At 43.0% G+C, this 26768-nt stretch carries 32 protein-coding genes; 5 read left to right on the forward strand and 27 right to left on the reverse strand.

What is annotated here, in order from left to right:
• Positions 1-40: 40 nt before the first annotated feature.
• Positions 41-862 (forward strand): late competence protein ComER, encoded by an 822-nt coding sequence (gene comER, locus SLH55_RS00470; protein WP_219168099.1) that lies wholly within the window; start codon positions 41-43, stop codon positions 860-862.
• 107 nt (positions 863-969) lie between these two features.
• Here the strand turns inward: comER and SLH55_RS00475 are convergent, their stop codons facing one another.
• The 8 genes from SLH55_RS00475 to SLH55_RS00510 are packed head-to-tail and all read right to left on the reverse strand — an operon-like array spanning position 970 to position 5969.
• Complete coding sequence (locus tag SLH55_RS00475; RefSeq protein WP_320322272.1) at positions 970-1716, reverse strand: class I SAM-dependent DNA methyltransferase; 747 nt, start codon at positions 1714-1716, stop codon at positions 970-972.
• A complete protein-coding gene (rsfS, locus tag SLH55_RS00480; protein WP_098353151.1) occupies positions 1717-2070 on the reverse strand; it encodes a ribosome silencing factor in 354 nt (117 codons plus the stop codon).
• 4 nt (positions 2071-2074) lie between these two features.
• Complete coding sequence (gene yqeK / locus SLH55_RS00485; protein ID WP_219168097.1) at positions 2075-2641, reverse strand: bis(5'-nucleosyl)-tetraphosphatase (symmetrical) YqeK; 567 nt, start codon at positions 2639-2641, stop codon at positions 2075-2077.
• Complete coding sequence (locus SLH55_RS00490) at positions 2634-3200, reverse strand: nicotinate-nucleotide adenylyltransferase (protein WP_320322273.1); 567 nt, start codon at positions 3198-3200, stop codon at positions 2634-2636. Before SLH55_RS00490 ends, yqeK begins: the two co-directional genes overlap by 8 nt.
• A 14-nt stretch (positions 3201-3214) precedes the next feature.
• Positions 3215-3508, reverse strand: a complete 294-nt coding sequence (gene yhbY, locus SLH55_RS00495; protein WP_219168095.1) for a ribosome assembly RNA-binding protein YhbY — start codon at positions 3506-3508, stop codon at positions 3215-3217.
• Positions 3495-4340: a shikimate dehydrogenase gene (aroE, locus tag SLH55_RS00500; protein WP_320322274.1), complete on the reverse strand. Its 846-nt coding sequence runs from the start codon at positions 4338-4340 to the stop codon at positions 3495-3497. The genes yhbY and aroE overlap by 14 nt, the downstream gene beginning before the upstream one ends.
• Before the next feature lie 10 nt (positions 4341-4350).
• A complete protein-coding gene (yqeH, locus tag SLH55_RS00505; protein ID WP_219168094.1) occupies positions 4351-5451 on the reverse strand; it encodes a ribosome biogenesis GTPase YqeH in 1101 nt (366 codons plus the stop codon).
• On the reverse strand, positions 5448-5969 hold the full coding sequence (locus SLH55_RS00510) for a YqeG family HAD IIIA-type phosphatase (RefSeq protein WP_219168093.1): 522 nt from the start codon (positions 5967-5969) through the stop codon (positions 5448-5450). The genes yqeH and SLH55_RS00510 overlap by 4 nt, the downstream gene beginning before the upstream one ends.
• A 447-nt stretch (positions 5970-6416) precedes the next feature.
• On the opposite strand from SLH55_RS00510, the gene SLH55_RS00515 reads away from it, so the two are divergent.
• On the forward strand, positions 6417-6557 hold the full coding sequence (locus SLH55_RS00515) for a sporulation histidine kinase inhibitor Sda (protein ID WP_206850132.1): 141 nt from the start codon (positions 6417-6419) through the stop codon (positions 6555-6557).
• Between the two features lie 299 nt (positions 6558-6856).
• The gene (pssA, locus tag SLH55_RS00520; protein WP_219168092.1) at positions 6857-7396 is read left to right on the forward strand and encodes a CDP-diacylglycerol--serine O-phosphatidyltransferase; all 540 of its coding nucleotides are present in this window, start codon (positions 6857-6859) and stop codon (positions 7394-7396) included.
• Between the two features lie 451 nt (positions 7397-7847).
• On the opposite strand, the gene SLH55_RS00525 is transcribed toward pssA, so the two are convergent.
• Positions 7848-7991, reverse strand: a complete 144-nt coding sequence (locus SLH55_RS00525) for a hypothetical protein (protein ID WP_320322275.1) — start codon at positions 7989-7991, stop codon at positions 7848-7850.
• Between the two features lie 196 nt (positions 7992-8187).
• Between SLH55_RS00525 and sigK the strand changes: the two genes are divergently transcribed.
• Positions 8188-8904: an RNA polymerase sporulation sigma factor SigK gene (gene sigK, locus SLH55_RS00530; RefSeq protein WP_044339577.1), complete on the forward strand. Its 717-nt coding sequence runs from the start codon at positions 8188-8190 to the stop codon at positions 8902-8904.
• 478 nt (positions 8905-9382) lie between these two features.
• Here the strand turns inward: sigK and SLH55_RS00535 are convergent, their stop codons facing one another.
• From SLH55_RS00535 to SLH55_RS00560, 6 genes are all read right to left on the reverse strand, one after another.
• Positions 9383-9523: a YrzI family small protein gene (locus SLH55_RS00535; protein ID WP_206850137.1), complete on the reverse strand. Its 141-nt coding sequence runs from the start codon at positions 9521-9523 to the stop codon at positions 9383-9385.
• 375 nt (positions 9524-9898) lie between these two features.
• Positions 9899-10132, reverse strand: coding sequence for a YrhC family protein (locus SLH55_RS00540; protein WP_219166891.1), 234 nt, complete (start codon positions 10130-10132; stop codon positions 9899-9901).
• 102 nt (positions 10133-10234) lie between these two features.
• Entirely contained in the window at positions 10235-11371 is a 1137-nt protein-coding gene (locus tag SLH55_RS00545) for a bifunctional cystathionine gamma-lyase/homocysteine desulfhydrase (RefSeq protein ID WP_219166890.1), read from the reverse strand.
• A gap of 2 nt (positions 11372-11373) precedes the next feature.
• On the reverse strand, positions 11374-12297 hold the full coding sequence (locus tag SLH55_RS00550; protein WP_320322276.1) for a cysteine synthase family protein: 924 nt from the start codon (positions 12295-12297) through the stop codon (positions 11374-11376).
• A gap of 137 nt (positions 12298-12434) precedes the next feature.
• On the reverse strand, positions 12435-13127 hold the full coding sequence (mtnN, locus tag SLH55_RS00555; protein WP_320322277.1) for a 5'-methylthioadenosine/S-adenosylhomocysteine nucleosidase: 693 nt from the start codon (positions 13125-13127) through the stop codon (positions 12435-12437).
• 16 nt (positions 13128-13143) lie between these two features.
• Entirely contained in the window at positions 13144-13782 is a 639-nt protein-coding gene (locus SLH55_RS00560) for a class I SAM-dependent methyltransferase (RefSeq protein ID WP_320322278.1), read from the reverse strand.
• Positions 13783-13967: 185 nt separating this feature from the next.
• Between SLH55_RS00560 and SLH55_RS00565 the strand changes: the two genes are divergently transcribed.
• Positions 13968-14174, forward strand: coding sequence for a DUF2536 family protein (locus tag SLH55_RS00565; RefSeq protein ID WP_206850163.1), 207 nt, complete (start codon positions 13968-13970; stop codon positions 14172-14174).
• Between the two features lie 286 nt (positions 14175-14460).
• Here the strand turns inward: SLH55_RS00565 and SLH55_RS00570 are convergent, their stop codons facing one another.
• The 12 genes from SLH55_RS00570 to alaS form a co-directional block, all read right to left on the reverse strand.
• Complete coding sequence (locus SLH55_RS00570) at positions 14461-15171, reverse strand: YrrS family protein (RefSeq protein WP_320322279.1); 711 nt, start codon at positions 15169-15171, stop codon at positions 14461-14463.
• A 110-nt stretch (positions 15172-15281) separates the two neighbouring features.
• Positions 15282-17039 (reverse strand): peptidoglycan D,D-transpeptidase FtsI family protein, encoded by a 1758-nt coding sequence (locus SLH55_RS00575; protein ID WP_320322280.1) that lies wholly within the window; start codon positions 17037-17039, stop codon positions 15282-15284.
• Between the two features lie 100 nt (positions 17040-17139).
• Positions 17140-17616 carry a transcription elongation factor GreA gene (gene greA / locus SLH55_RS00580; protein ID WP_034760526.1) on the reverse strand — a complete coding sequence of 159 codons (477 nt, stop codon included), beginning with the start codon at positions 17614-17616 and terminating at the stop codon, positions 17140-17142.
• A gap of 171 nt (positions 17617-17787) precedes the next feature.
• Positions 17788-18423: a uridine kinase gene (gene udk, locus SLH55_RS00585; protein ID WP_219166884.1), complete on the reverse strand. Its 636-nt coding sequence runs from the start codon at positions 18421-18423 to the stop codon at positions 17788-17790.
• Positions 18424-18428: 5 nt separating this feature from the next.
• Complete coding sequence (locus SLH55_RS00590; protein WP_219166883.1) at positions 18429-19706, reverse strand: peptidase U32 family protein; 1278 nt, start codon at positions 19704-19706, stop codon at positions 18429-18431.
• A gap of 34 nt (positions 19707-19740) precedes the next feature.
• Positions 19741-20670, reverse strand: coding sequence for a peptidase U32 family protein (locus SLH55_RS00595; protein ID WP_219166927.1), 930 nt, complete (start codon positions 20668-20670; stop codon positions 19741-19743).
• Entirely contained in the window at positions 20670-21314 is a 645-nt protein-coding gene (locus SLH55_RS00600; RefSeq protein ID WP_219166882.1) for an O-methyltransferase, read from the reverse strand. Before SLH55_RS00600 ends, SLH55_RS00595 begins: the two co-directional genes overlap by 1 nt.
• Positions 21315-21509: 195 nt before the next feature.
• Positions 21510-22652 (reverse strand): endolytic transglycosylase MltG, encoded by a 1143-nt coding sequence (gene mltG, locus SLH55_RS00605; RefSeq protein WP_219166881.1) that lies wholly within the window; start codon positions 22650-22652, stop codon positions 21510-21512.
• A gap of 164 nt (positions 22653-22816) precedes the next feature.
• A complete protein-coding gene (locus tag SLH55_RS00610) occupies positions 22817-23107 on the reverse strand; it encodes a DUF1292 domain-containing protein (protein WP_098439785.1) in 291 nt (96 codons plus the stop codon).
• A 14-nt stretch (positions 23108-23121) separates the two neighbouring features.
• Positions 23122-23538 carry a Holliday junction resolvase RuvX gene (gene ruvX, locus SLH55_RS00615; protein ID WP_219166880.1) on the reverse strand — a complete coding sequence of 139 codons (417 nt, stop codon included), beginning with the start codon at positions 23536-23538 and terminating at the stop codon, positions 23122-23124.
• Between the two features lie 3 nt (positions 23539-23541).
• On the reverse strand, positions 23542-23808 hold the full coding sequence (locus SLH55_RS00620) for an IreB family regulatory phosphoprotein (RefSeq protein ID WP_034757362.1): 267 nt from the start codon (positions 23806-23808) through the stop codon (positions 23542-23544).
• A gap of 83 nt (positions 23809-23891) precedes the next feature.
• Complete coding sequence (gene alaS / locus SLH55_RS00625) at positions 23892-26525, reverse strand: alanine--tRNA ligase (RefSeq protein ID WP_320322281.1); 2634 nt, start codon at positions 26523-26525, stop codon at positions 23892-23894.
• Positions 26526-26768 lie beyond the last annotated feature (243 nt).

The raw sequence follows: 26768 nt of genomic DNA on the forward strand, positions 1-26768 counted from the left end.
ATAAGTTTTAGGAGAGACTGTGATAGAAGGAGGGCTGAACATGAAAGTAGGTATCATCGGAACAGGAAACATGGGGAAAATCATCATTGAGGCTCTCATTGAATCCAATGCGATTTCTCCTTCGCATCTTCATATTACGAATCGTTCAATTAAGAAAGCTGAGGATATAAAGAAGAAATTCAATAAAGTCAATGTAGGCTATTCAAATGGAGATGTGATTTCTGCATCTGATCTCATCTTCATCTGTGTAAAACCACATGATGTGTATGATGTGATTCAGGAGAATAAGCAGAGCTTCACGAAGGGAAAATGCGTTGTTTCCATCACCAGCCCGGTTAGTGTCGGTCAATTAGAGTCATTATTAAGCTGTTCTTGCGCCCGATTCATCCCAAGCATCACAAATCGCGCCTTGAGCGGAGTGTCCCTTTTAACATTTGGTGATCAATGTTCAGATCATTGGAGGCGGGATTTAACTACCCTTGCCCGAAATATATCCACACCTGTTGAAATTGATGAAAATGTGACACGGGTGGCTTCTGACATCGTAAGTTGCGGGCCGGCTTTTTTCAGTTATGTTACTCAACAATTCATCAATGCAGCTGTGGAAGTAACGGAAATAGATCAGGAAACCGCGACGGTCCTTGCATCTGAAATGCTGGTTGGCCTTGGAGACTTATTAAAGAAAAACATTTATACGTTACCGACTCTTCAAGAGAAAGTTTGTGTAAAAGGAGGAGTGACGGGTATAGGGATTTCTGTAATGGAAAGAGAATTAGGAGATGTTTTCGAGAAGTTATTCGAAGCCACACAAGAGAAATTCGTGGATGATATTGAAGGGACAAAATCACAATTCGGGGTTTAGGAAAACTCCTTAAAGTTACTATTTCGACACGAATTGTTTTTTTCCTTCTTTATTTTTATTTTTTTCACGAATAAAAGCCGGACCGCCTTGTGGCAATCCGGCTTTTATTATTTCTTTATGCATGCAAAGAAGATTCTCTCACTCTGTTCGTTTGGAGAGTCACCGGAAAAGTCTGCGGTGATCTTCACTACTTCAAACCCGCTTTCCAAAAGCCACTCATTTAACATCAGAATGGGATAGGTACGCTGTTTGTGGAGCTCTTCCACTCTCTCATACTGTCCGGTTTCATCATCCTTCACAAAAAAGGTTAGTTCATGTTCCACACTATTGGGAACAACTCCCGGGAAGCAATCCCAGATATAGGAGACGTGTTCATCATTTAAGGTGAAGGTTTGATTCGTGAATATTTGTGACATCTTGAATATGGAGTGGACATCAAAAAGGAATAATCCCCCTTGTTTCAAGTGAGCGTAGACGCTTTTAAACGTATGTTCCACGTCACTCTCGTCTTCCAGGTAATTCAATGAATCACAAAAAATCGTAATAATATCATATTCACCAAGGGAATCGAGCTTTGACATATCCTGTTGGAACAGTTGAATCTGAAGGTTTTGGGCCTCTGCCTTTTCCTTGGCAACCATCAACATATCACTGGATAAGTCGACACCCGTTACATCGTATCCTTCCCGCACAAGCCTCAGGGACAATTCCCCAGTTCCACAAGCGATATCTAGTATTCTTTTCCCATGAATAGAACATTCTACTGCCTGTTGATTGACATACTCCAACCAGCCTTCATATGGGACGTCCTGCATGAGATAATCGTACACATAAGCAAAACGTTCGTAACTCATTTAGAGGTTCTCACCTTGTCCGACTTCCACGAATGACGCGTCTCCCCACAGGCGTTCAAGGTTATAGTAACCTCTTTCTTCTTTATGGAACACGTGAGCGACAACGTCACCCAAGTCAACTAAAATCCATCTTGCCTGATCAAATCCTTCTAATCGTTTGACCGTATAGCCTTTTTCTTCTGCTGCGTCTTTCAGTTCACGGGCGATTGCCTGTACCTGCTTGTCCGAGTTTCCGTGGCAGATCAGGAAATAGTCCGCAATCAACGAAACACCTTTCATATCCAATACAACAATATCCTCAGCACGTTTGTCATCAGCGGCTTTATACGCTAATTCTACTAAATTCTGTTCCATTCCTTCATCTCCTCTGATTTAAAATTAATTCATTATAAAAGCGAAATGTATCAGGATAGATCGCTTGATTTTTTTTCATTAGAAACGTCATCGTATTCTGAAGAGCCTTTATAAGTGCAGCATCCAATGATTCTTTAGCAAGCTCCCTCACTTCTTCCACACCTGGAAACCCGCGATTCGGCTCGATATAATCGGCTAAATAAATCACCTTGTCAAGGATCGTCATCCCCTCTTTACCTGATGTATGGAAACGGATGGCATCCAGGATTTCCCCGTCTTTTATCCCTATCTCACGTTCTACCAGCAGTGCCCCGACAGGCGCATGCCATAGCTCGCTATTATAAAGCAACAGCTCCCCTGATAGATTCTCTTCTTCAATGATCGCCTTCATTTCTTGTTTATCCCGAAACTTTGCATAGTCATGAAATATGGCAGCTGTTTCAGCTTTCTTTTTGTCCGCTCCATACCTATGCGCAAGTTCGATGCTTGTTTCCATGACACCGCATGTGTGAATATAGCGATGCTCGGTCAGATGTCCCTTTACGATTTCCAGGGCTTTTTCTTTATTCATACAACTTCTCCTCCTTTATAATTCGATACACATCATCTGGAACTAAATACCGAACGGAATGTCCCTTATTTACTGTGTCACGAATGTAAGAAGAAGAAAGATCTATTGCCGGGACATCAATCAATTGCACATCAAAGGAAGTCTCATGGGTATACATAGGACGATTCACCCCAATAAACTTCACCATCTTCTGTAGTTCATCGATTTTATACCATTTTGGAAGATACTCAATCATATCCCCTCCAATGATAAATGAAAATTCGGTGTCCTCTTCTCTTTCCATCAAGAGCTTGATGGTGTCATATGTGTAGGATGCGCCTTGTCGTTCGAGTTCGATCCGTTCAATGGAAAAACGGGGATGGCCCTTTATCGCTGCCTGCAGCATCTGTAGTCGTTGATTCACCGATACAGTATCATCAATCTGTTTATGTGGGGGCACATGATTCGGAAGAAAACGGATTTCATCCAAGTCTGCCTTCTCAAGCACCTGTTCCGCAATGACCAGGTGACCCATATGCGGAGGGTTGAATGTGCCTCCCAGAAGTCCAACCTTCTTCATGATTGTATCAATCCTTATCTTGGGAGGATTAATTGCTTGTTTTCTTTTGATTCTTTGTAAAGAATGATGGTGTTTCCGATGACCTGGACAAGTTCAGCGCCGACACCCTTCGATAGCTGTTCTGCCACCTCAGTTTTATCCATATCACAATTTTGAAGGATGCTGATTTTCATCAGTTCCCTTACTTCGATTGCTTCGCTTATTGTCTTGATCATATTATCATTGACTCCGCCTTTTCCTACTTGAAAAACCGGATTTAAGTGATGTGCTTCAGAACGTAAAAATCTTTTTTGTTTACCTGTTAACATGTTGACCTCCTAGTTGTTGTAAAACGATGTTTTTCATTATGGAATGGGCAGGGAAGATCCCTGTCCATTTCTCAAATGAGAGCGCCCCCTGAAACACGAACATATCGAGTCCGTTTTGAGTGAGTGCCCCTTTTTGTTTAGCTTGCTTTAATAGTGCTGTTTCTAATGGATTATAAATAATATCGCTGACGATGCTTCCCTGCTTTAACCTGCCGATTTTCAAAGGACTTTGATCGATATGAGGGTACATACCTATAGACGTCGTCTGGATGATGACATCATATTCTTGCAGTACGTTCTCAGCATCGTCCAAAGTCAGGAACACAGATTGCAATGCGAAGGGACATGTTTCCATCATCTTCTCCGCTCTATCGGGCGTCCGGTTGGTTACATCTATTCTACCCACTCCCGATGAGGCAAGGGTATAATAAATGGCCTTGGCAGCACCGCCTGCTCCAATGATCAGAATCGATTTGTTTTTAATTGAATCCCCGGCTAACTTCTTCAAACCCTCAACAAAACCAAGGCCGTCCGTATTATAGCCGATCAGCTTTCCATTGTCATTCACGATCGTATTGACAGCACCGATGGCCTCCGCCAAAGGATCAATTTCATCCAATAGAGGCATGACCTGTTCCTTATGAGGAACTGTTACATTCACACCTTTAATGCCTAACGCTTTAATCCCGAGGATCGCTTCGGGGAGCTGTTCCTTCTTCACGTGAAACTTCACATATTCTGCGTCGATTCCATTTTCTTTAAATGCACTGTTATGCATTAAAGGAGACATGGAATGAGCAATCGGGTCCCCAATTACACCATAAAGAGCCACAGAATCCCTCCTAGATCAAAGATTTTCTCAAAAAGACGCTTACGCCTTTCGGAACATGTGCCGCAATGGTCGCACCTGCATCATTCACGGTGATCCATCCGAGCCCTGAGAAAACGATATCCGTTTTCGCTTCTTTGATCTTGAATTCATGTCTCACAAGCTGAGGGAACGAATCCATGTCATCTTTTCTTGGCGGCTGCAATAACTCACCTGCATGGTTTTTATAAAGTTCATCCGCTTTTTCAACCTTCGTACGATGGATAGACAGCTCATTAGAGAAATAGCAGGTAAAGGGCTGACGTTCCCCTGCCAAGAAATCAAATCGTGCCAACCCGCCGAAGAACAACGTTTGCTCAGGATTCAACTGGAACGTCCTCGGCTTGATCTCTTTTTTCGGCGTGATGATTTTCAAATCCTGTTTATCTACAAAGTGAGCCATCTGATGATGATTGATGATCCCAGGGGTATCAATCAGTGATTCCTCATCATCCAATGGTATCTGAATCATATCAAGAGTCGTTCCAGGGAAGTGGGAAGTCGTGATGACATCCTGCTCTCCCGACACATGTTTGATAATGCGGTTAATGAACGTGGATTTTCCTACGTTCGTACATCCTACCACATATACGTCTTTACCATTCCGATATTCTTCAATCGCTTCAATTGCTTCGGCTATCCCCTGACCTTTGGCAGCGCTAACCAGTTGAACATCGATTGGTTTTAATCCAAGCTGACTCGCTTCATGCTTCATCCAATGAATCAGCTTAGAGTGCTTGACGGACTTCGGCAGAAGATCGACCTTGTTTCCAATCAGAAGGATCGGGTTGGATCCCACGAAGCGGTGCAGTCCCGGAAGCCAGCTTCCATTAAAGTCAAAGATGTCTACAACCTTGACAATCAAGCCTTCAGAGTCACCAAGTTCGTTTAATATTTTCAGGAAGTCATCATCGGTCAATGGAACATCCTGAACTTCATTATAATGCTTTAATCTGAAACAGCGTTGACAGATGATCTCTTCCTTTTGAAGAGCCGAAGGAGGTGCATACCCCATACCTTCTTTATTTTCCGTCTGGATTTCAACGCCACAACCTATACAAACAACTTCACTCACTGTTTATCCTCCCACTCAAGCATGCCTTTACGCTTGAAAAACTTCATGATCCTGCGTTCTACTTGACGATTGAATTTCGTAAAGAAACCATCCGATTGGGCCACAGGGACAACCAATATTGTATGAAAGCCGCTGCGATTCCCACCCAGTACGTCCGTTAATAGCTGGTCCCCGATGACAACCGCCTCTTCCTTCTTTACGCCCATTTCCTTTATTGCTTTCTTGAATGCACGTCCCATGGGCTTTCGTGCCTGAAATATAAATGGAACACCTAAAGGTTCAGCGAATGCCCCGACACGGCTCTTGTTATTGTTGGATACAATGGTCACAAGAATCCCCTGTTCCTGCATCTCTTTGAACCACTGAATTAATTTCGGGGTGGCGTTGGGTCTGTCCCATTCCACTAACGTATTATCCAGGTCTGTGATAATTGCCTTGATTCCCTTTTCCTTTAGATGATCCGGGCTGATACTGAAAATATCCTGAACCTGCTCATTTGGTAAAAACTGTTTGATCACTCGCTACACCTCAAATTTCTTTTACAATTATATAGATAACTGCTTTCAATATTTTCTTTAGTTGTACATTCTCTAATAACAAAATGATTTCTTTCTTATACCTTTAACCTATAACAGATTAATGATAACCAATTTTACATACAGATTCAAAATAAATCATATATATTACTGGAAATCCAAACATATTCTTAAAACAAATAAATATTTTTCGACAAATTTCCAGTTTCATTCAGAATTGTGGATAACCTTATTCACATTATACAGAACACAAACATCGCTTATTTACCAGTTATATACAAGATAGTCACAACTTATCCACCGTGAACTGTGGATAACGGAACGCTTGTTCTGAAAAAATATATTTGGTAAAGTTTAATTACTACTTGAAAACGTACTTACATTAAGTTTTGAAATACAAAAAGTTGATGATTATTGGAGGTGGCATTAATGAGGAAGTTATCGGACGAACTGTTAATTGATTCTTATTTCAAAGCAATCGAGCTGAAGCTCAATACAGAATTCATTCGCCTCATCGAAATGGAAATTCACCGTCGATCCCTTACGAATAAAATAAAAGCTACTTCGTAGAATAGTAACATGAAACGGGACGGATTAGTTTACAATCCGTCCTCTTTTTTATTAAATGTATTCCCCGATATTTCATCTGCTGTCCAACCTAAAGACTTAGAGTTCCTCAAAAAATCCTGCGTAATTTCAAAAAACGATTAACTTTAGCAGTTTCATAAGTATATAATAAAATATTATTATATACTATATTAATAAGAATCTTTTTTCACTGTGTGCCATTACAATCATTTCTTTAAGCATCTTCAGCCATGATTCATGTTCAACAGTGAACAAACTTTATTAAAAGGAGTGAGAGCTGATTGTTTCTCTCCGGCGTCCTCGATCAAACGTTCAAGAAGATTAAAGCACAAACAGCCAACCTGATTACCCTGACCAATTTATCCTTGGGTGGCTTTGCCATTATTTCCATTCTTCATAACCAATTACATTTAAGCTTGATCCTTATTTTCATCGCCGCCTTAACGGACCGGTTTGATGGGATGGTAGCGAGGAAATTAAACATCGAGTCAGAATTAGGAAAGCAACTTGATTCCATGAGTGACATCATTTCCTTCGGAGTGGCCCCGGCGTTGCTTATGTATACGTCCGCTCTCAGCCAATTTGACTTACCCGGCATGTTTTTCACCATTTTATATTTAGCCTGCGGCGCCTATCGTCTGGCACGCTTCAATATCTCTGATAATGACGGCTACTTTACCGGCCTCCCGATTACCGCTGCCGGCTGTTTACTGACCATCTCCTATTTCGCCATTCCCTTTGTTTCAAGCGTACTGATGGTATGCATGGTAATCGTTCTGTCGATATTAATGATCAGTCCGTTTACCTTGAAGAAGATGTAATATTGAAAAGAACCCGATTCTCCGGGTTCTTTTTTGTTGTGCTTGTAGGGCAGTGCGAGCCGCCTCCGCTTTTCTCTTGTCCAGCTGCGGCGGCTTGGCCCTCGAGGTCATAAGTTAAATCGACCAAAAAGGCAAAGAACGCCTTTCCGGTCGATCCAACTTATGCTTGTCGGGCCAGTTCGAGCCGCCTCCGCTTTTCGTTTGTCCAGCTGCGGCGGCTTGGCCCTCGAGGTCATAAGTTAAATCGACCAAAAAGGCAAAGAACGCCTTTCCGGTCAATCCAACTTATGCTTGTCGGGCCAGTTCGAGCCGCCTCCGCTTTTCGTTTGTCCAGCTGCGGGGCTTAGAGGCTCGAGGTCATAAGTCAAACCTGACAAAAAGGCAAAGTGCGCCTTTCCGTCAGGTTCGTCTTATGCTTGTCGCCTCTGGGCAAAGCCCCTCCGCTTTTCGTTTAGCAATTGGTGTAGTACCACCAGCCACCGAATAGGAAAAGTAGGATGAGTAGTACGACGACGAGGGCGAAGTAGAAGCCTCCTCCACCGTAGCCGTAGCAACCTGGATAGACTGGACCGTAACACGGATATCCGTAAGGCATGACCATACCTCCTCACTCACTTTTACTATCAGTATATGTATATAGGGAAAGAGCGTATAGGCAGTTCACATCTTTATTACGGAATTAACGTTGGAAAAAATGCTCATTTTCCCGATTACTTTCCCTGGACATGCAAGGACATCCCCTCCTTATCATATGAATGATTATAGGCTTAAGTCCTAATGGAGGTGGAAATATGTCTGGAGTCCTAACAGCGCTGGGTTATTTCTTTAAGGAGTTAATTTTTCTCGTTTCTTACGTAAAGAATAATGCATTCCCCCAACCATTATCTGCTGCTGATGAACGAAAATATTTACGGCTGATGGCAGAAGGTGATGAACATGCCCGCAACATGCTCATCGAACATAATCTCAGATTAGTTGCCCATATCGTCAAGAAATTTGAAAATACAGGCGAAGATCCAGAAGATCTGATTTCCATCGGGACCATCGGATTGATTAAAGCTATCGAAAGTTATTCAGAAGGAAAAGGAACGAAACTTGCCACATATGCCGCACGATGTATAGAAAATGAAATCCTCATGCATCTCCGTGCCCTTAAGAAGACCAAGAAAGATGTCTCCCTCCACGATCCCATCGGCCAGGATAAAGAAGGAAATGAAATCAGCTTGATCGATATTTTAAAATCGGAAAGCGATGACGTCATTGATACCATTCAATTGAGCATGGAGCTCGAAAAGGTCAGAAAATACATTTGCGTACTGGACGAGAGGGAAAAGGAAGTAATCGTAGGTCGGTTCGGACTGGATTTAAAAGAAGAGAAGACCCAAAGGGAGATTGCAAAGGAATTGGGAATTTCGAGAAGCTATGTCTCACGGATCGAGAAACGTGCCCTCATGAAGATGTTTCATGAATTTTATCGTGAAGAAAAAGAAAAGCGGAATAAATCCTAATAAAGAAAAGCGGTCCATTGGCCGCTTTTCTTTTCATATTCACTACTCTACGCTTACCTCAGCGGAAATGATCAAACCAATCACAGATGTCAGGATAAGCCCCATTATCATTGAGAACATCGTCATCCCTCTCCCTCATTAAACTGAACTTCTTACTATTAATGTATCACGAAATAACGCATATTCCCCTCCGATTCGTGAACAACTTATTACTAAAGATTGACAGATATGTGACTGGTGATTCCCCTATGACAAAAAAGAGGATACCCCTTTGGGAAGGGCATCCTCATCATCGTTATTGGCTCACCCGCTTCTTTCTTTTATGGAAGAAAGCCGACCAAAGTACAATATTCAAAAACATCTTTCCACCACCTCCTGTATCGTTAGGCAGTATCCTTCTCTACCCATAGCGCATTCAGCATTTTCACCTGTACATAAATCATCATTCATTCTCCTCTCCATTAGTTGATCTTATGTCTTAGAACAATTGCGACATATAGTGCTGCTTTGTTTTCGTTTCTTCATAACTTTTTGAAACCGTTTCATTATGAGAAGCTTCTTCAAACGATTCTTGCTTCTTATTAAAGGTTACCGTAATAAATAAAAGATTCAGTGTCATACATATCACCCCTTTCACAGTGCCTGCTTATAAGCAGAGCATAATAAAAAGCCACAAAGAGACCGACCCTTGTGGCACAAAAAAGCCACAGGGATCTACATTCTCCCTGTGGCTATCATTTAATGGAATTTAAATTAAGCTAAAGAACTCCCACAAGCGGTCGAATGATGAAAACAATATGAAGTTGTGTCTTTTTTTCCAATTAGCACGAACATTTTCTTCGACCTCCCTTTTGAGATTTTTTCCTTACATTGGTTAGTATATCCAATTCTCACATGAAAGTAAACTCTTTTCTTTATTATTTTTTCTACAAATTTCCACATTCACTAACAAAGTAGAAAAGCGGACCCTCATTTGAGAATCCGCTTTTCTTATCTATTCATCCGCTGACTGCAGATCTTTTTTATATTTGATTGCTTTTGTAAAGAAGTATAGTGACAGCCCGAGTAAAACAACGGTCCCTGTCATGAGGGGGACCATTTTACCTGGTGTGGCCGCTACTGTTGGAATGATGACGCCTAAATACATAAAGACACTAAGTGCAAGTAACGTAAAACCAAATCGCTTGAAGTCAATGATCTTATGTTGAATGGTCTTTTTGTTATCCATTTGCATTCACCTACTTTAGAACTAGTAAACTCTCATTCTATGGTAACATATGAATGCACGGAGTCTGTCATGTAATTGATACCAGTTCTTCCACTGGTTCCTTTACTTGGAAAGGGCGTTGTTGATGTCTTCTATCAAGTCCTCTACATCTTCAAGGCCGACAGAGATCCTAACAAGACCATCAGTGATTCCGAGTTCATTACGACGTTCTGCCGGAATGGAGGCATGAGTCATGCGGGCAGGAACGGAAATAAGACTTTCTACAGCACCAAGGCTTTCTGCCAATGTAAAGAATTTCGTATTGGTTAATAGTCTGTCGGCATTTTCTTCGCTTCCTACATCAAAGGAAACCATGCCACCAAATCCTGATGCCTGCTTTTTAGCAATGGCATGATTCGGATGGGTTTCTAATCCTGGGTAATATACCTTTGATACTTTCGGATGAGAAGAAAGAAACTCGACGATCTTCTTTGTATTTTCTTCATGTTCTTCCATTCGAAGTCCCAATGTTTTGATACCACGAATTAATAACCACGAATCCTGTGGACCGAGAACCCCTCCTGTGGAATTCTGTACAAAGAATAATTCTTCCGCAAGCTCTTGTGAGTTCACCACAACCAGACCTGCCACAACGTCACTGTGTCCGCCGATATATTTTGTAGCACTGTGAAGGACAATGTCGGCTCCCAGGCTGATCGGGTTTTGCCAATATGGAGTGCTGAACGTATTATCTACGATGGTCAATAGATTGTGTTTCTTGGCTAATGAAGCTGCTGCCTCGATATCGGTGATTTTCAATAGTGGATTGGTAGGTGTTTCGATGTATACAGCCTTAGTATTCGATTGAATCGCTTTTTCGATATTGCTGATATCACTTGAATCAACAAATGTGGATTGAATTCCAATGCGGTTTAACACTTTGGTCATGACACGGTACGTGCCACCGTATACATCATCCGTCATCACGATATGATCTCCGCTATTGAACATCATCATGACTGCCGTGATGGCCGCCATTCCTGATCCAAATGCAAATCCTTTCTCTCCGCCTTCCAGATCTTTGATAAGCTCTTCCAAAGCGTGGCGGGTAGGATTTCCTGAACGGGAATATTCGAAGCCTTTATGCTTTCCTACTTCATCCTGCTTATACGTACTCACCTGATAAATGGGAGTAGATACGGCACCAGTTTGAGGATCTGTCGGGATACCACCGTGAATTAATTGTGTTTTCTTTTTCATGATTAGATTCCTCCTTGATATATTTTCTTACTTAAATATCTCTCACTTGAATCCGGGAAAATTGTGACGATATGATGACCCGGTTCAGCCTTTTCTGCTTCCAGTAACGCTGCATGCAGGGCAGCCCCGGAAGAACTGCCTACGAGCAGCCCTTCTAATAATGCAAGTTCCTTTACCCTTGTGAAGGCATCTACATCAGTGACGGTATGGATGCTGTTAAAATAACTTGAATCCATATATTCAGGCAGGAACTCCATCCCGATACCTTCTGTTTTATGAGGTCCTGATTCTCCCCCATTCAGGATCGATCCTTCAGGTTCAACGATCACTGTTTTAATCGTCTCCTTCATTTCTTTAAGATAGCGGGCAGTCCCCATAAAGGTTCCGCCTGTCCCTGCACCGGCGACAAAGGTATGAATGTTCCCGTCCATCTGCTGCCAGATTTCAGGACCCAACGTTTTGTAATACGTATTCGGATTGGCAACATTTCCAAATTGCTGCGGGGAATACGAGTTAGGGATTTCATTCACCAATTCGGCGGCTTTCGCGATGGCACCCTTCATGCCTTCTTCAGTAGGGGTATGAACGATCGTCGCACCCAGCGCCTTCATAAGCTCCTGTTTTTCCATACTGAATTTTTCCGGTATGCAGAATATGACTTTGTAACCTGAGTTCACTGCAGCCAATGCCAGGCCGATCCCTGTATTTCCTGCCGTTGGTTCAATGAAGGTCCCCCCGGGCATAATCTTACCGCTCGCGACGGCCGTCTTTAATAACTCCAGTCCCAATCGATCCTTTACGCTGCCTCCAGGGTTAAAAAACTCCAGCTTGGCAAAAAGGCGGACACCTTTCTTCAGCGGGAAATGTGTCAGTTCAACGATCGGTGTATTTCCTATCAGGTCGTGTACACTCTTATAAACGTCCATGTCTTCAATCCCCCTTTAACCAAAAACAGACCCATGTACCAATTCGTTCTCATAACGGTTGAATTAACGGCTCTTGAACACGTCCGGTATCCATCGATGAGGGAAAAGGTGCCTGGGTCAGCTGTATGATCCTTGTATTAAACAGACTTTACAATGCTCATGACCATTTTCGCAGAGTGAAGTGCTGCCTTTTCTAAATATTGATCAAAGGAAACATCCGATTCCTTACCGGCAATATCCGATAGAGATCGAATGATGACAAATGGGACCCCGAATTGATGTGCCACTTGTGCGATGGCTGCCGCTTCCATTTCCACTGCCTGCAGGCCGGTGAACTTATCACGGATCGCTTCCACTCGCTTGGGATCATTCATAAAAGAGTCTCCAGTAGCAATCAAGCCAGAAACCACCTGTACGTCCCCTAACTCCCTCACGCTGTCGATGGCCGTTTGCTTCAACTTCTCGTCTGCCGTAAACGCTGCAGGAAGCTGAGGAACCTGACCATATTCATACCCAAAAGCTGTTACATCCACATCATGATGTCTTACTTCAGTTGAAATGACAACATCACCTACATTTAGCGAAGGATCGAATCCTCCTGCTGACCCAGTGTTGATGATGAAATCCGGTTTGAAGTGCTGCAATAGAACAGCTGTCGACATCGCTGCATTCACTTTTCCGATTCCGGAACGAAGTAAAATCACTTCTTTGTCGTTCATGGTACCACTTGTATATTCACACCCTGCGATCGTTTCTACTGCAGGGCTTGAAATGTTCTCTCTTAATAAGGCTACTTCTTCTTCCATTGCTCCGATGATGGCGATTTTCATTGGTTAATACCTCTTTCTACTTTTTAGTCGCCTCCATGATCCACACGAACGTATTCACTTGATGAAACGCAACTGAAAATCCATTCTGGGTCAATAACTCCCTTAATACATGTAAGGTGGTGTAATATTCCCTTTTTAAATCTTCAGCCAGATTGGAATACTCTTTTTTTAATGCTTGGGATATGGCGGCTTGATAATGCTGATCCGTTTCAAACATTGTATCAGCAAATACTATTTTACCACCTTGTCCTAGAAGCTTTCCATAGATGCTGAAAGCTTTTCCCTTTTCTTTATCGGTTAAATGGTGAAACGCATATGAACTTACGATGGAATCGACATGCCCTTCTAAAGAAAAATCAAGGAAATCGCCATCTCTGAACGTCACATCTTTCCCTAGCTTCTGCATACCGACCGCTCTCATTTCAGGAGACGGTTCATATGGAATGACCTCAAAGCCCGCATCCAGCAATCTCTTCGTAAGATTCCCCGTACCCGGACCAAATTCAACGACTCTGCCTTTGGATCTGGAAACCACTTCATCAAGAATCCTGTCATACTGTTCAAACACTGCTTGGTATTCCACGTCTTTCCCGGTTACTGTATCATCATAGGAATCTGCCCAATCCTGAAACAGATCCAAAAATTCTCTACCCATGGTTAAGCACCTCTGCAACATTAAGTTTATAATTCCTATAAACATACTATGAATTAAAATTAAAACTGTTATTAAATTATCATATTCTCCTGACTTATTCAACAAATTTTATTTGTCAAAAGGGAGAAAGGGCTCTAAAATAAAGGGGCAACCCATCCAGATCAAGGATAAGAAGGAGGTCCCCCATGAATATTTCATTTGATTTAATTGAAGATAAAGTGGAATTTTTTGAAGCAGACAATTTACGGACATTGGAGAAAAAGGTAGATGAACAGATTCAGCATAATAAAGCCATCATGCTCTCGGTCCATCATGTGGATCATGCGGTTTCCATCGATGAGAACGGGAGAAGATTATACAGCGCGATGGTGCATTTTAAAGTAAAGAAATGATTGATGGAAAAAGACCCTTCGAAGTTGGGAGGGCCTTTTTTGTATTTATCGGATAGGAATCATGTGCAGAATATTGAATATTCATCTTGGCTTGGAGGAATCCAGCCGAAATGGTGCTGAATCCAGCGGTTTATGCAAAAAATCTGGCGTAGAACATCCATAATCCAGCCGGTTTCAGTGAAAAACCAGCCGATCCTGCAATGAATCCAGCCGATTACCTTTATTTGTAAAAAATTTACCGATCCAACTACAAAAAAAAAGAGAGCCCCTCAGGACCCTCTAATCATCAGTCTTTATCATTTTCCTTTAACTCCTGTACTTTCGTCGGCTGCCATCCTTTTCCGTCGACCCACTGCAGATATACGCGGTAAGGCGTCTTTATATCTTTGGCTGTCACGGTAGCCATGGATTTCTGTGGTCCGCCGTTTCCTTCCATCCACCAAACGGTCATATTGTCTTCAGAAATGCCCGTTGCATACGATACGGCCTTGATTTTTTCCTGCCAGTCGGTTGTGCCGGTTTCATAGGAAGATACGTGGTCACCGGACTGTTCAGTCCCAATCGGCTTCCAGTCGGGATGAACCATGGTTTTCTCCACATTATCTCCATCGCCTTCCTCGACTTTCATCTTACTGTCGTCCAGAGCGACACTTTCATTATTGTCAACAGAGGTTTCGTCCTTCTTTTGTTCATCCTCTTTCTTTTTGTCATTTTCTTTTTGTTCTTCGTCTGCTTTATCCTCAGTATCGCTATTTTCTTCCATAGACACGGATTTATCGCTGTCTTGTTTTTCTTTTGCGCTTTTATCGCTTTTGGCATCCTTGGTTTCTGAATTCTTCGGAGCGTCCGTCGTCGCTTTTTCATCGCCACCGCCGCCGAATACGATGGTGCCTCCGACAACGACAATCAATAGAAGTACTACTGCAATCATTATGTTTAAAATTTTATTTGTATTCTTTTTGGATCGCTTGTCTAATCGAGATTGGTATTTCGCCATTTTGTTCCCTCCCTATTATCCTACACATTTTAACATGATAAGAGGAAAAGAATAAAGCGAAACATTATCCAGCCGGGCGACAAAGGGAAAAAGGTCACAGAAATACCTTTTTACTGATGATCAAGGCGGTAAATGGCATCGACGCTGTCTTTGAAGATAGGGTAGATCCCCCCTTCGCCGATGGTCACATCCATATTGACGGCAACAAGGGCGTATTTTGGGTTTTCGAAGGGAAAGTAGCCAGCGAACCATTTATTATATAATTCGTTCGCCTTCACCTCTTCTCCCCTGTATTTCCCTGTTTGTGCTGTCCCGGTTTTCCCGGCGATCGTATAAGCGGCGGTCTGCAAGTATGGTGCCGTTCCTTCTGGAGAATTGACCACTCCCCTTAAATATTGCTGAAGCTTCATGGCTGTAAAGGGGGTGATTGTCTCTCCCTCGATCTTCTGCTTAGGAAACGAAAACATGGCGGTCCCATTTTGATACTGTACTTCTGATACGGCGCTCACCTGAAACTTCTCTCCGCCCCTCGCAATGGTGGCCATCATATTGGCAATGCCGAGTGGGGTGACGCGGACCTCCTGTTGTCCAATGCCTGTCTGAGAAACAAGTTTAGGTTCACCCCGGTCCCCATCTGACGAGAAGATCCTTCCTTCACTCACCTGGAGCTGAGGAAAGCTTCCGTAATGAAAGACGTCACCTTTCCAGGCAATGTCACCGATCAGCCCAATTTTTCCGGCATATTCATCGAGGATATGATCATCTTTCTCAGTAAGTTCTTTTGCCAGGTCCGCAAACGTCCGGTTACAGCTGACTGCGATGCTTGTTTTGATGTTGATGTTGCCGTGTGGCTTTTCTGCCGGTCGGCCATTGATGCCCTCATCACAAGGAAATAACCTGCGTTCATCCACGATCCCCTCATCCAGGGCCGCAGCCGCCACTACGGTCTTAAATACAGAACCCGGAATCAGCGCTTTCAGCATGTAGTTTGTCGCTCCCCCACTGAAGGGATCCCTGTTCTTCATGGCAGGTTTTGAAACACTGGCGAGTATTTCACTTTTTTCAATATCAAGAAGTAAGAGCCCACCCTTCTCGATATGATATGTATCCGCCACTTCTTCCAGGGCAAGCTGCATCTTCTCATCGATCGTCGTTTTCACGTTCAAAGGGTAAAATGGATTGGCAGGGGCCAGATACTTTACATCTACACCAAATAACGGGCCCCCCCTGGCATCCACATGGTATATCAGCTTTGCTTCTTCTTCCGCAACCAGCCACTCATCGAAGTTCTCTTGAAGTCCTGAGACCCCGATCTGCTGGTTCGCTCCCTTCACTCTTTCTGGATACCGCTTGTGAAATTCCTCTGTGTTTTCTCCCGTGACCCCGATCAGCTGTGAAGCAGGCACAACGTCGCTCTTAAACTTCTTCGTAAGGGCGAACACTCCCTGGATTTTAAGAGAATTGATTTCCTTCACCTGCTCTTCCGAAAGGCTAAATGGCTCTTTTCCACCAAAAACGATCGGTCCTTTTGCTTGCTCCACCTTCGTTTGAATCGTTTCCGGAGGTACGTGGAGAACGGCTGCCACTTTTTCCACCGGCCATTCCATTTGTTTAAGGAAGGGGAATAGAACAAGGACATTTTTTTCTGTAAAGGTCAGGGGGGTTCCGTTCCGATCAAGGAATTCCCCCCTTCCTTCATCGATCACCAATGCTTGCGTCCGTTGAGCTACACTCTCCTCGAGCAGATTGATTTTATGACTGGAATATGATTCTGTCTGGAATAATTGCAATTGCATCAATCTACCTGAAAGGGCAAGGAGAGCCAGTAATAATACGATACTGAGAATTCTGATCCGCTTCCGTTTCATTTTGTCACCTCGTCCCCATTGTTGACGAGATTCCTATGAAATAATCTTTTTGCACACAAAAAAAGAAGAGACTCACATTGTGAGCCCCTTCTAAACAAAATCAGCTTACTTCTACAATCTTAACGCTCATTTCCCCGCCTGGAGTCTGAACATTCACTTCTGCGCCTACTTTATGGCCAAGAAGGCTTTTCGCGATCGGTGAATCATTTGAAATCTTTCCTTCAAATGGATCCGCTTCTGCACTACCTACAATTGTATATGTTTCTTTATCTCCATCAGGCAGTTCCACGAATGTCACTTTTTTACCTAATTGTACTGTATCTGAATTCATGTCATCTTCTTGAATGATTTTCGCGTTGCGAATCATATTTTCTAATGTGGAAATACGACCTTCGACGAATGCTTGTTCATCTTTTGCTGCGTCGTACTCAGAGTTCTCGGATAAATCTCCGAAGCTGCGGGCAATTTTGATGCGCTCAACGACCTCTTTACGTTTAACCGTTTTCAAATTCTCCAGTTCTTTTTCTAACTTTTCTTTACCTTCTGCTGTCATAGGAAATACTTTTTCTGTACTCATGACCCTCTTCACTCCTTTTCTCTCTAAGAGCTTTCCCGTACTCTATATGTAAATGTGCTACGTATGTAAAGGGAGGGAATGGAGGGAGAATCTCTTCTCACTCCATTCCCTGCTTCTTTACAATGTGGGAAAATGTAATCTCGCCTATATGTCTTTATCTATGCTATCGTATTACAAAAATGACTTTTGTTCAAGAATTGTTTGAATTTTTGTTACCATTAAATCGATCGCCACGTGATTATGACCGCCTTCAGGGATGATCACATCGGCATATCTCTTTGTCGGTTCAATGAATTGATTGTGCATCGGACGAACGACTGTAATGTATTGATCGATGACGGAATCGATAGAACGGCCGCGCTCTTTAATATCGCGGAGCATTCTTCTGATGATTCTGAGATCTGCATCTGTATCTACATATAACTTAATATCCATTAAGTTACGCAATCTTTCATCTTCTAATACTAAAATTCCTTCTAAAATAATAACATCCTTCGGTTCAACTAGAATCGTGTCCTCGGAACGGGTGTGCATTTTATAATCATATACCGGTTTATTGACGGATTGATGATCTAACAGGCCGTGCAGATGCTGAATCAATAGATCATTATCAAAGGCTAGCGGATGATCGTAATTCGTTTTCAAACGTTCCTCAAATGGTAAATTGGACTGATCTTTATAATAATAATCCTGTTGCAGCATTAAAATTGAATGACCTTGAAATTGCTCATAAATGGCTTTGGTGACACTTGTTTTACCAGAGCCTGATCCTCCTGCTACACCGATCACAACGGGTTTCTGCTTCATAAGTATTAGGTGTTCTCCTTTCGCATCATGTTATCAGGATATACTCTCTGATGAACCTTGAATTTCACAATTTGTAACGGGTGACGGGCTACTTTGAGTTCATTACCCCGCTCATCCCACATTTCTTCTATTACCTGAGTAAAGTTGGAGATTTCAGGACCGAAAAATTCCACTTCCTGTCCGGTCTTAAAATGGTTCCGTTGCTGCAGTGTGACGATTTGAGTTTCTTCATTGTAGTCTAACACAAGACCGACAAATTCATAATTTGTGTTCTTCTTGTTATGGACCCCGAACATCTGCTCCTTGAATCCAGGTACCCCCTCAAAAAATGCCGGGGCAGTGTCACGATTCGCACATTTCTCCAGCTCCTCCAGCCATTCTTGTTGAATGACGAAGTTGTCTGGATCTTTACAATATTCATCAATCACTTTGCGGTACACACTTACGACAGTGGCCACATAGTGAATGGACTTCATGCGTCCCTCAATCTTCAAACTGTCAATTCCCAATTCGATCATTCCCGGTATGGATTCAACGAGCTTCAAATCTTTCGGGCTCATGGCAAAAGGAGCATCATTTTCATTATAAAGAGGATTTTCTTCTCTGCCGTTCAATTCATATAAATCATAATCCCAGCGGCATGATTGACAGCAGCCTCCTCGGTTAGAATCCCTGGCCGTCATATGGTTACTTAACGTGCAGCGTCCTGAATAAGCAATACACATGGCTCCATGAATAAAGGTTTCAATCTCGATATCCACCTTTTCTTTCATTTCCTGTATTTCTCTTCCACTGGCTTCACGGGCAAGCACAACACGATCAAGCCCTTCTTCTTTCCAAAACTGAACAGCTTTCCAGTTGGAAAGGGACTGCTGTGTGCTTAAGTGCACTTCCACTTTCGGTGCCACTCTCCTGCAAGTCTCAATGATCAGTGGATCCGCTACAATGATTCCAGCCACTCCAGCTTCCTCTAATCCACGGAGATATTCTTCGAGTCCATCCATATTTTCATTATGGGCATAGATATTCGTAGTCACATAAATCTTTGCACCATATTTCTTTGCAAACTCCACGCCTTCTTTCATATCATCAAGTGTGAAATTGCCGGCATTTGAGCGCAAACCATATTCCTGTCCGCCGATATAGACAGCATCTGCCCCATAATGGACAGCAATCTTCAATTTTTCCAGATTTCCGGCAGGAGCCAGTAATTCAGGTTTCTTCACAATGACACGCTTTCCGTCCACCTGTTTCGATATGGGCTTTTTTACAACCGTGGTCATCATAACGCCTCCGTTCTGACATCTTCATGTGTACTTAATACACGGTTTCTTTAAAGAAAAATCCTGTATCCAAGGGACGATTTTCAGGTTGCAGGCTTTTCGCTTCTTCTAAAAACCCGTCTTTCTGATCATCATATTGATCTTCATCATCCGCACACAAATCTATGGCCTTACGATACAGTTTTGTTATCTCAATAATATATTGAGGGGATTTCATCACCCCATCAATTTTGAAGGAATCGACACCTGCTTCCATCATTTCACCAAGTTCATCAATAATGCACATATCGTTTGGGCTCATGATATGCGTGCCGTTTTCGTCTTCAAAGATTGGGTATTTATTATGGCGCTCTTCATCGTGTAAGAACATATTTCGCTGTTCTTTCCGATTCTCGATTTCCATCGTTTTCCCCCGATATTCGAAATAGTTACCGAGCAGTGAACGTTTTGATTGGAACATACAGGTCATTCCGTGGATTTGCACCTCAATTTCGACCTCTGCATTCTCTTTCATCTCCAGAATTGTCTCCATACTCAATTCCCGTGCCAATACAGCACGTTTAGCGCCTTTTCGTCCCCAGTAATTGCATGTGTACCAGTTTGTGGCCGTCGTTTCCGTATTCCAATGAAGCTTCATCTTAGGAGCTACTTCCCGTGCAGCCATCAACACAGCGGGATCACCGAATACGATGCCGTCAGCCCCCGCTTCATCAAGAGCAGCAATATAATTATCCAGTTCTGGAATTTTATCATTATGAAATAGGGCATTCATCGCCACATACACTTTTTTGTTGAGTTTGTGAGCAACTGTTATCGCTTCACTAACGTCTTCCAGTGAAAACTCTCCGGCAAGTCTCAATCCATACTTCTGTTCACCGATCATGAAGGCATCGGCTCCTGCAGCTGCCAATGGTTCAATGTCGGATATGCTTGTAGGGGTTACGAGTAATTCCGGCTTTTTCATCATGAATCACCTCTTTTCTTACTGATGGCGATACCATCACCGACAGGTAAAATAGATGTATCGAATTGTTCATGATTCATCAGCCAGGTATTATAATTCTGCAGCTTCTTCACCATGTTCCGTATTCTTTTCTGCTCAACCTGTTCCTCGGCAACCAGACCTTTGAATAATACGTTATCCGAGTAGACGACCCCGTTCTCTGTAAGCATGGCAGAGTATAGGTCAAAGAACTTCAGGTACTGACCCTTGGCAGCATCTATAAAGATGGCATCAAACGGACCATGCTTTTCCACTTCTTCAGAGAGCTCTAGCGCATCACCGAAAATCGTAACAATTCTATTGCCATCTTTGGATCGGGAGAGGAAACGTTGCGCAGCCTCGAACCGTTCTTCATCCCGTTCAAGGGTGACAACTGTCGTCTCAGGGAGAGCTTCAGCCATCCTAAGGGATGAATATCCTATAGCTGTTCCGATTTCAAGGATGCGCTTTGGCTGTTGGATCCGTAACATGCCCAAGAGCGCTTCGATTCCGACCAGCTCCATGATGGGAACGCCATGAACTTCTGCATATTGTTCCATCTCTGAAATTAAGGCAGGACGTTCTTTTACAATTGATTCTATATAGCCAATCACTTGTTCATTCATATATTAGCCTCACGATCATGATCATAAATGGGTTCGGGAAACGCTTCTTTCTTAGACAACATGAAAAGAAGAAAGCTGCAATGAGCTTTCTACTTCACACGACTATCAAGATAACGCCCGTATATAAAAATAACTTGTACTATTTTACCACATAGAGAAGAGGAAAGCGAATGTTTCTTTCCTCTTCTCCTGAAGCTATTCTTTCTTGTTGGTGATATATTTTGCTTTTTTCTCGTTATGCTCATCCAGAGTTTCGGAGTAATAAACCGAACCATTGGAAGCAGCCAGGAAATAATAATACTCCGTATCCTCCGGCTGCAGGGCTGCTTCAATGGAAGACACACCTGCATTCGCAATTGGTCCAGGCGGCAGCCCCTTCACCTGATACGTGTTGTAAGGTGAATCCACTTCCAAATCCTTGTATACAGTTTTTGCTTTATGCTTCCCAAGTGCATATAGGACCGTTGGATCTGTCTGAAGGGGCATCCCTTCCTCCATGCGATTATAGAAGACGCTTGAAATTTTCCCTCTGTCCGCTTTTTCCGTTGCTTCTTCCTCAATCAGGGAGGAGAGCGTAAGAAGCTCGTGAGGAGTATAATCGTTTGCCGCCATGGCTTCCTGATACTGCGCCAGTACTTCATTCGTTTGCGCGATCATTTTCTTCAGAATGGTGTCTAAAGAAGGCTTCTTTTCATAAAAAGGGTACGTGGCAGGATAAAGATATCCTTCCAACGGACGCTTAATGTCTTTGTTCAGGATTTCATCTGTGATCAATTCCGGATATTCCTCTTTTAATTGCTCGAGCCATTTCTTATCGTTTAATTTCTTTTCAATCTCTTCTTTTTTATATGGGGACTTTTCTGCAATGATCTCTGCGATCTGATCTAATTGTAGCCCCTCTGGAATGGTAATCTTAAACTCTGCTTTCCTCATGACCTTCCCTGTCTTTAAGCTGTTGACAATTTCATTCAAGGTCATCGAAGGCGTCAAATCATATGAACCTGCCTGGAATCCTGCCTCATTGTTGAATTTCACATAATACTTAAAGACCGTTGAATTCTTTACAATTCCTTTATCCTCCAAGATACTACCAATACTAGTCACACCGGAGCCGATGGGTATATCCACTTTTACGGGCTTTGTATTTTCAGGGTCAACCGGTTTCAAGGCGGAATTCACATACAGGTATCCACCGATTGCCGTTCCCCCTATGACAATGACAAGACAAAGGATGACAAGACCTACTATTTTTCTGATGACCTTTGCCTCCTCTTGTCTTTCAAGCAATTTCTTCATAAGTGTCTCTTTTATCTTTTTCTTTTCTTCCAAAGCTTTCATTTCCCCCTTTCGAGCAAAAAAGCGGGCTATCCGTTATGCGCAATTCGACATCATCTCCACTATTATACAATATTTCGCACAAAGTGAAACAGGGACCTGCAAAAAGGGTGAATTTTTTGTCCCTTTTTGCGGTCCCTGTCTTTATATTATGCTATATCTTCTGCTTATTCAGCGTCTTCTTCTTCGTCAAGGAAAGTGTTTAACATTTCTTCGATCATGTCCCACTCTTCTTCTGTTTCAATCGGCTTTAATTCGCCTTCCTGACCTTCGTCTCCAGCCATGAATGCAGATGCATGAATTTCGATTTCTTCTTCATCGTTCTCATCTGCTCCAAGTGGATAATAAAGAACATAAGATTTATTGAATTTATCTGATTCAAATGTGAAAAGGACCTCGCATAATTGCTCATTTCCTTGTTCGTCAACTACTGTAATTTGTTTTTCTCCGTGTTCCATGAACATTCACCTCATTATTTTTGGCTGTCTAAGTATCCTTGAAGGATCATCATTGCAGCCATTTTATCGATTACTTTCTTACGCTTCTTCCTGCTTACATCGGCTTCTAAAAGGACTCTCTCAGCAGCCATCGTGCTTAGTCTTTCATCCCAATATTTAATGGGAAGGGATAACTCCTGTTGAATCAATTCCCCATAAGCTTTAGACGCTTCCCCACGTGGACCGATTGTGTTATTCATGTTTTTAGGCAATCCGACCACAACGGTACCCACCTGGTATTCTTCGGCAAGTTCCTTTATTCGATCCATCCGGAACACACCGTGATCTTCGTCGATTTTTATGGTTTCAATTCCTTGAGCTGTCCAGCCAAGCTCATCGCTGATGGCGACTCCGACTGTTTTAGAACCAACGTCTAAACCCATTACACGCATCTATTATCCCTCTTTGTGCTGTTTCAAATACGATTTGACTAATTCTTCGATGATCTCATCACGTTCCAAACGGCGGATGATATTTCTGGCATCTTGATGTCTGGGAATGTAAGCCGGATCTCCAGATAATAAGTATCCTACGATTTGATTGATCGGATTGTACCCTTTTTCCTGCAGAGCATCATGAACCTGTAAGAGCACTTCCTTCACATCATGTTCGAACGGCTCCTCTGAAAAATCAAACCGCATCGTTTTGTCAAAAGAACTCATTTTTAGCACCTCTCTTTAGGCTTGTCTTTTTGACAACCGAATTGTTAATCGTTACCTACATTGTACACCACTTTCACCCGGAGTTAAACGGATTTGACCCATTCTTCTACAAATTGAAGGGCTTCTTCCACTTTTTCAGGGTTTTTCCCTCCAGCCTGCGCCATGTCCGGACGGCCTCCACCGCCTCCGCCACAGCGTGTAGCGACTTCTTTGACCAATTTTCCTGCATGATATCCTTTTTCGACTAAATCACTAGTAACTCCTGCAATGATGGTCACTTTATCTTCTCCAGTTGTTGCCAGTACAATAACCCCGGATCCAAGTTTCTGTTTAAGTTCATCCATCATCGTGCGAAGTCCGTTGCTGTCCCCGGCTGCAACCTTCGCAGAAAGGACGTTCACCCCATCGATGACCTTCACTTGATCCGTTAAGCTTCCTGCTTCTATGTTAGACAACTTTGCAGCTAATGATTCATTTTCACGCTGAAGCTCTTTCATCTCAACTAACAATGAATCCACCCGACTGACAACTTCTTTAGGATTTGATTTGAGTTTACCAGCCACTTCTTGCAGCTGGGAAACCTGATCATTCAACACTTTGTACGCATTCTCTGCCGTAACCGCTTCAATCCTTCTTGTACCTGCACCGATCCCGCTTTCAGAAAGGATCTTGAAGAGCCCGATCTCAGACGTATTGGATACATGACAGCCTCCGCATAGCTCTAAACTGTAATCTCCAATCGATACGACACGAACTTCTGAACCGTATTTCTCCCCGAATAATGCCATGGCACCCATCGCTTTTGCTTCGGATAACGATTTAAGGGCGGTGTTCACCGTCATCGCTTTCCATACTTTCTCATTGACGATCGTTTCGATCTGTTCGATTTCTTCCGGTGAAACAGAACCGAAATGGGAGAAGTCAAAACGCAGGCGATCCGGCTCTACTAGTGAACCCGCCTGGTTAACATGATCCCCAAGGACATCTTTCAAAGCTTGATGAAGGATGTGCGTCGCTGTATGGTTTTTCTCGACCTTGGTTCTCGATTCACGGGACACTTTAGCGAGGACCTTCGCATCTTGCTCGAGCGTCCCCTCTTCTACGACTGCCGTATGAAGGTTTTGGCCATTAGGCGCTTTCTTCACGCTCTTTACCCATACTTTTACGCCTTCTGCTTCAATGTATCCTTTATCTCCGATTTGTCCGCCGCTCTCTGCATAGAATGGAGTCTGATCCAGGATGAATTGGCATTCCTGCCCTTTATCAACTTTCGGCTGGCGTTCGTTATCCACCAATAATTCAAGAATCGTTGCCGTGCTTTCCAATGTGTCATATCCCACAAAGCGGCTTTCCACTGTAATATCACTAAGGATTCCACCCTGCACCTGCATGCTTCCTACATCCTGGCGTGCAGATCTCGCTCTTTCTCGCTGACCTTCCATTTCTCTTTCAAAGCCCTCATAATCAACTGTCAATCCTTCTTCTTCTGCATACTCTTCCGTCAATTCAACCGGGAAACCGTATGTGTCATAGAGTCGGAAAACATCTTCACCAGGAATAACAGTGCTTCCTGCAGATTTCTGAGTTTTGATGATGGATGAAAGGATGGATAGACCTTCATTCAGAGTTTCATGGAAACGATCTTCTTCATTTTTCACTACTTTTTGAATGAATTCGGCTTTTTGCTTTACTTCCGGATAGAAATCCACCATGATTTCAGAAACGACAGGAACCAATTCGTACATGAATGGACGATTGATTTCAATTTGCTTGGCAAAACGTACTGCACGGCGAAGCAGTCTGCGTAATACATAGCCTCGACCTTCATTTGATGGAAGAGCTCCATCACCAATCGCGAAGGAAACCGTTCTGATATGATCGGCAATCACTTTGAACGCCACATCGGTTTCACTGTCTTTACCGTATGATTTGCCTGAGATTTCTTCCGTTGCTGCCATGATCGGCATAAATAAGTCAGTGTCAAAGTTCGTCGGTACTTCCTGAACTACACACGCCATACGCTCAAGTCCCATCCCTGTATCGATGTTCTTCTTGGGAAGTGGTGTATATGTTCCATCAGGATTATGATTGAATTGTGAAAATACAAGATTCCATACTTCAAGGTAACGGTCATTTTCCCCGCCTGGATACAATTCCGGATCTTCCGGATTGTCTCCATATTCGGGTCCGCGATCGTAGAAGATTTCTGTATTCGGGCCACTTGGACCTTCCCCGATATCCCAGAAGTTCCCTTCGATGCGGATGATGCGCTCAGCGGGTACGCCCACTTTTTTGTTCCAAATATCAAATGCTTCATGATCTTCAGGGTGGATCGTAACGGAAAGCTTTTCAGAATCAAAGCCAACCCACTTTTCATCCGTGAGGAATTCCCATGCCCATTCAATTGCTTCTACCTTAAAGTAATCACCGATCGAGAAGTTCCCTAGCATCTCGAAGAATGTATGATGTCGTGCTGTCTTACCAACGTTTTCAATGTCATTAGTACGGATCGATTTCTGTGCATTCACGATTCGTGGATTTTGAGGGATCACACGGCCATCAAAATATTTCTTTAATGTCGCTACCCCGCTATTGATCCATAATAGGGATGGATCTTCATGGGGAACCAATGAGGCACTCGGTTCTACACCGTGTCCCTTTTCCTGAAAGAAATCTAAAAACTTCTGACGAATTTCTGCGCCTGTTAATTTGTTCATGTGAAACTTCCTCCTTTATATGTATGGTTAAAAAAGAATACAAAAAAGCCCTCATCCCTAAAACAGGGACGAGAGCTGTTTCTCGCGGTACCACCCTGGTTATGAATAAACATACGTTTATCCATCCCTCAAAACACCTTAACGCGGCTGGACGGCAGGCTTTACCTGCACTCAGGATTAGCATTCCGTTATCCTTCATCTGAATTCCCTTGCAGCCTAAAGGGGATTTCTCTCTGATAGATG

It is taken from the genome of Rossellomorea sp. YZS02 (genome assembly GCF_033963925.1).
Taxonomy (GTDB): Bacteria; Bacillota; Bacilli; order Bacillales; family Bacillaceae_B; genus Rossellomorea.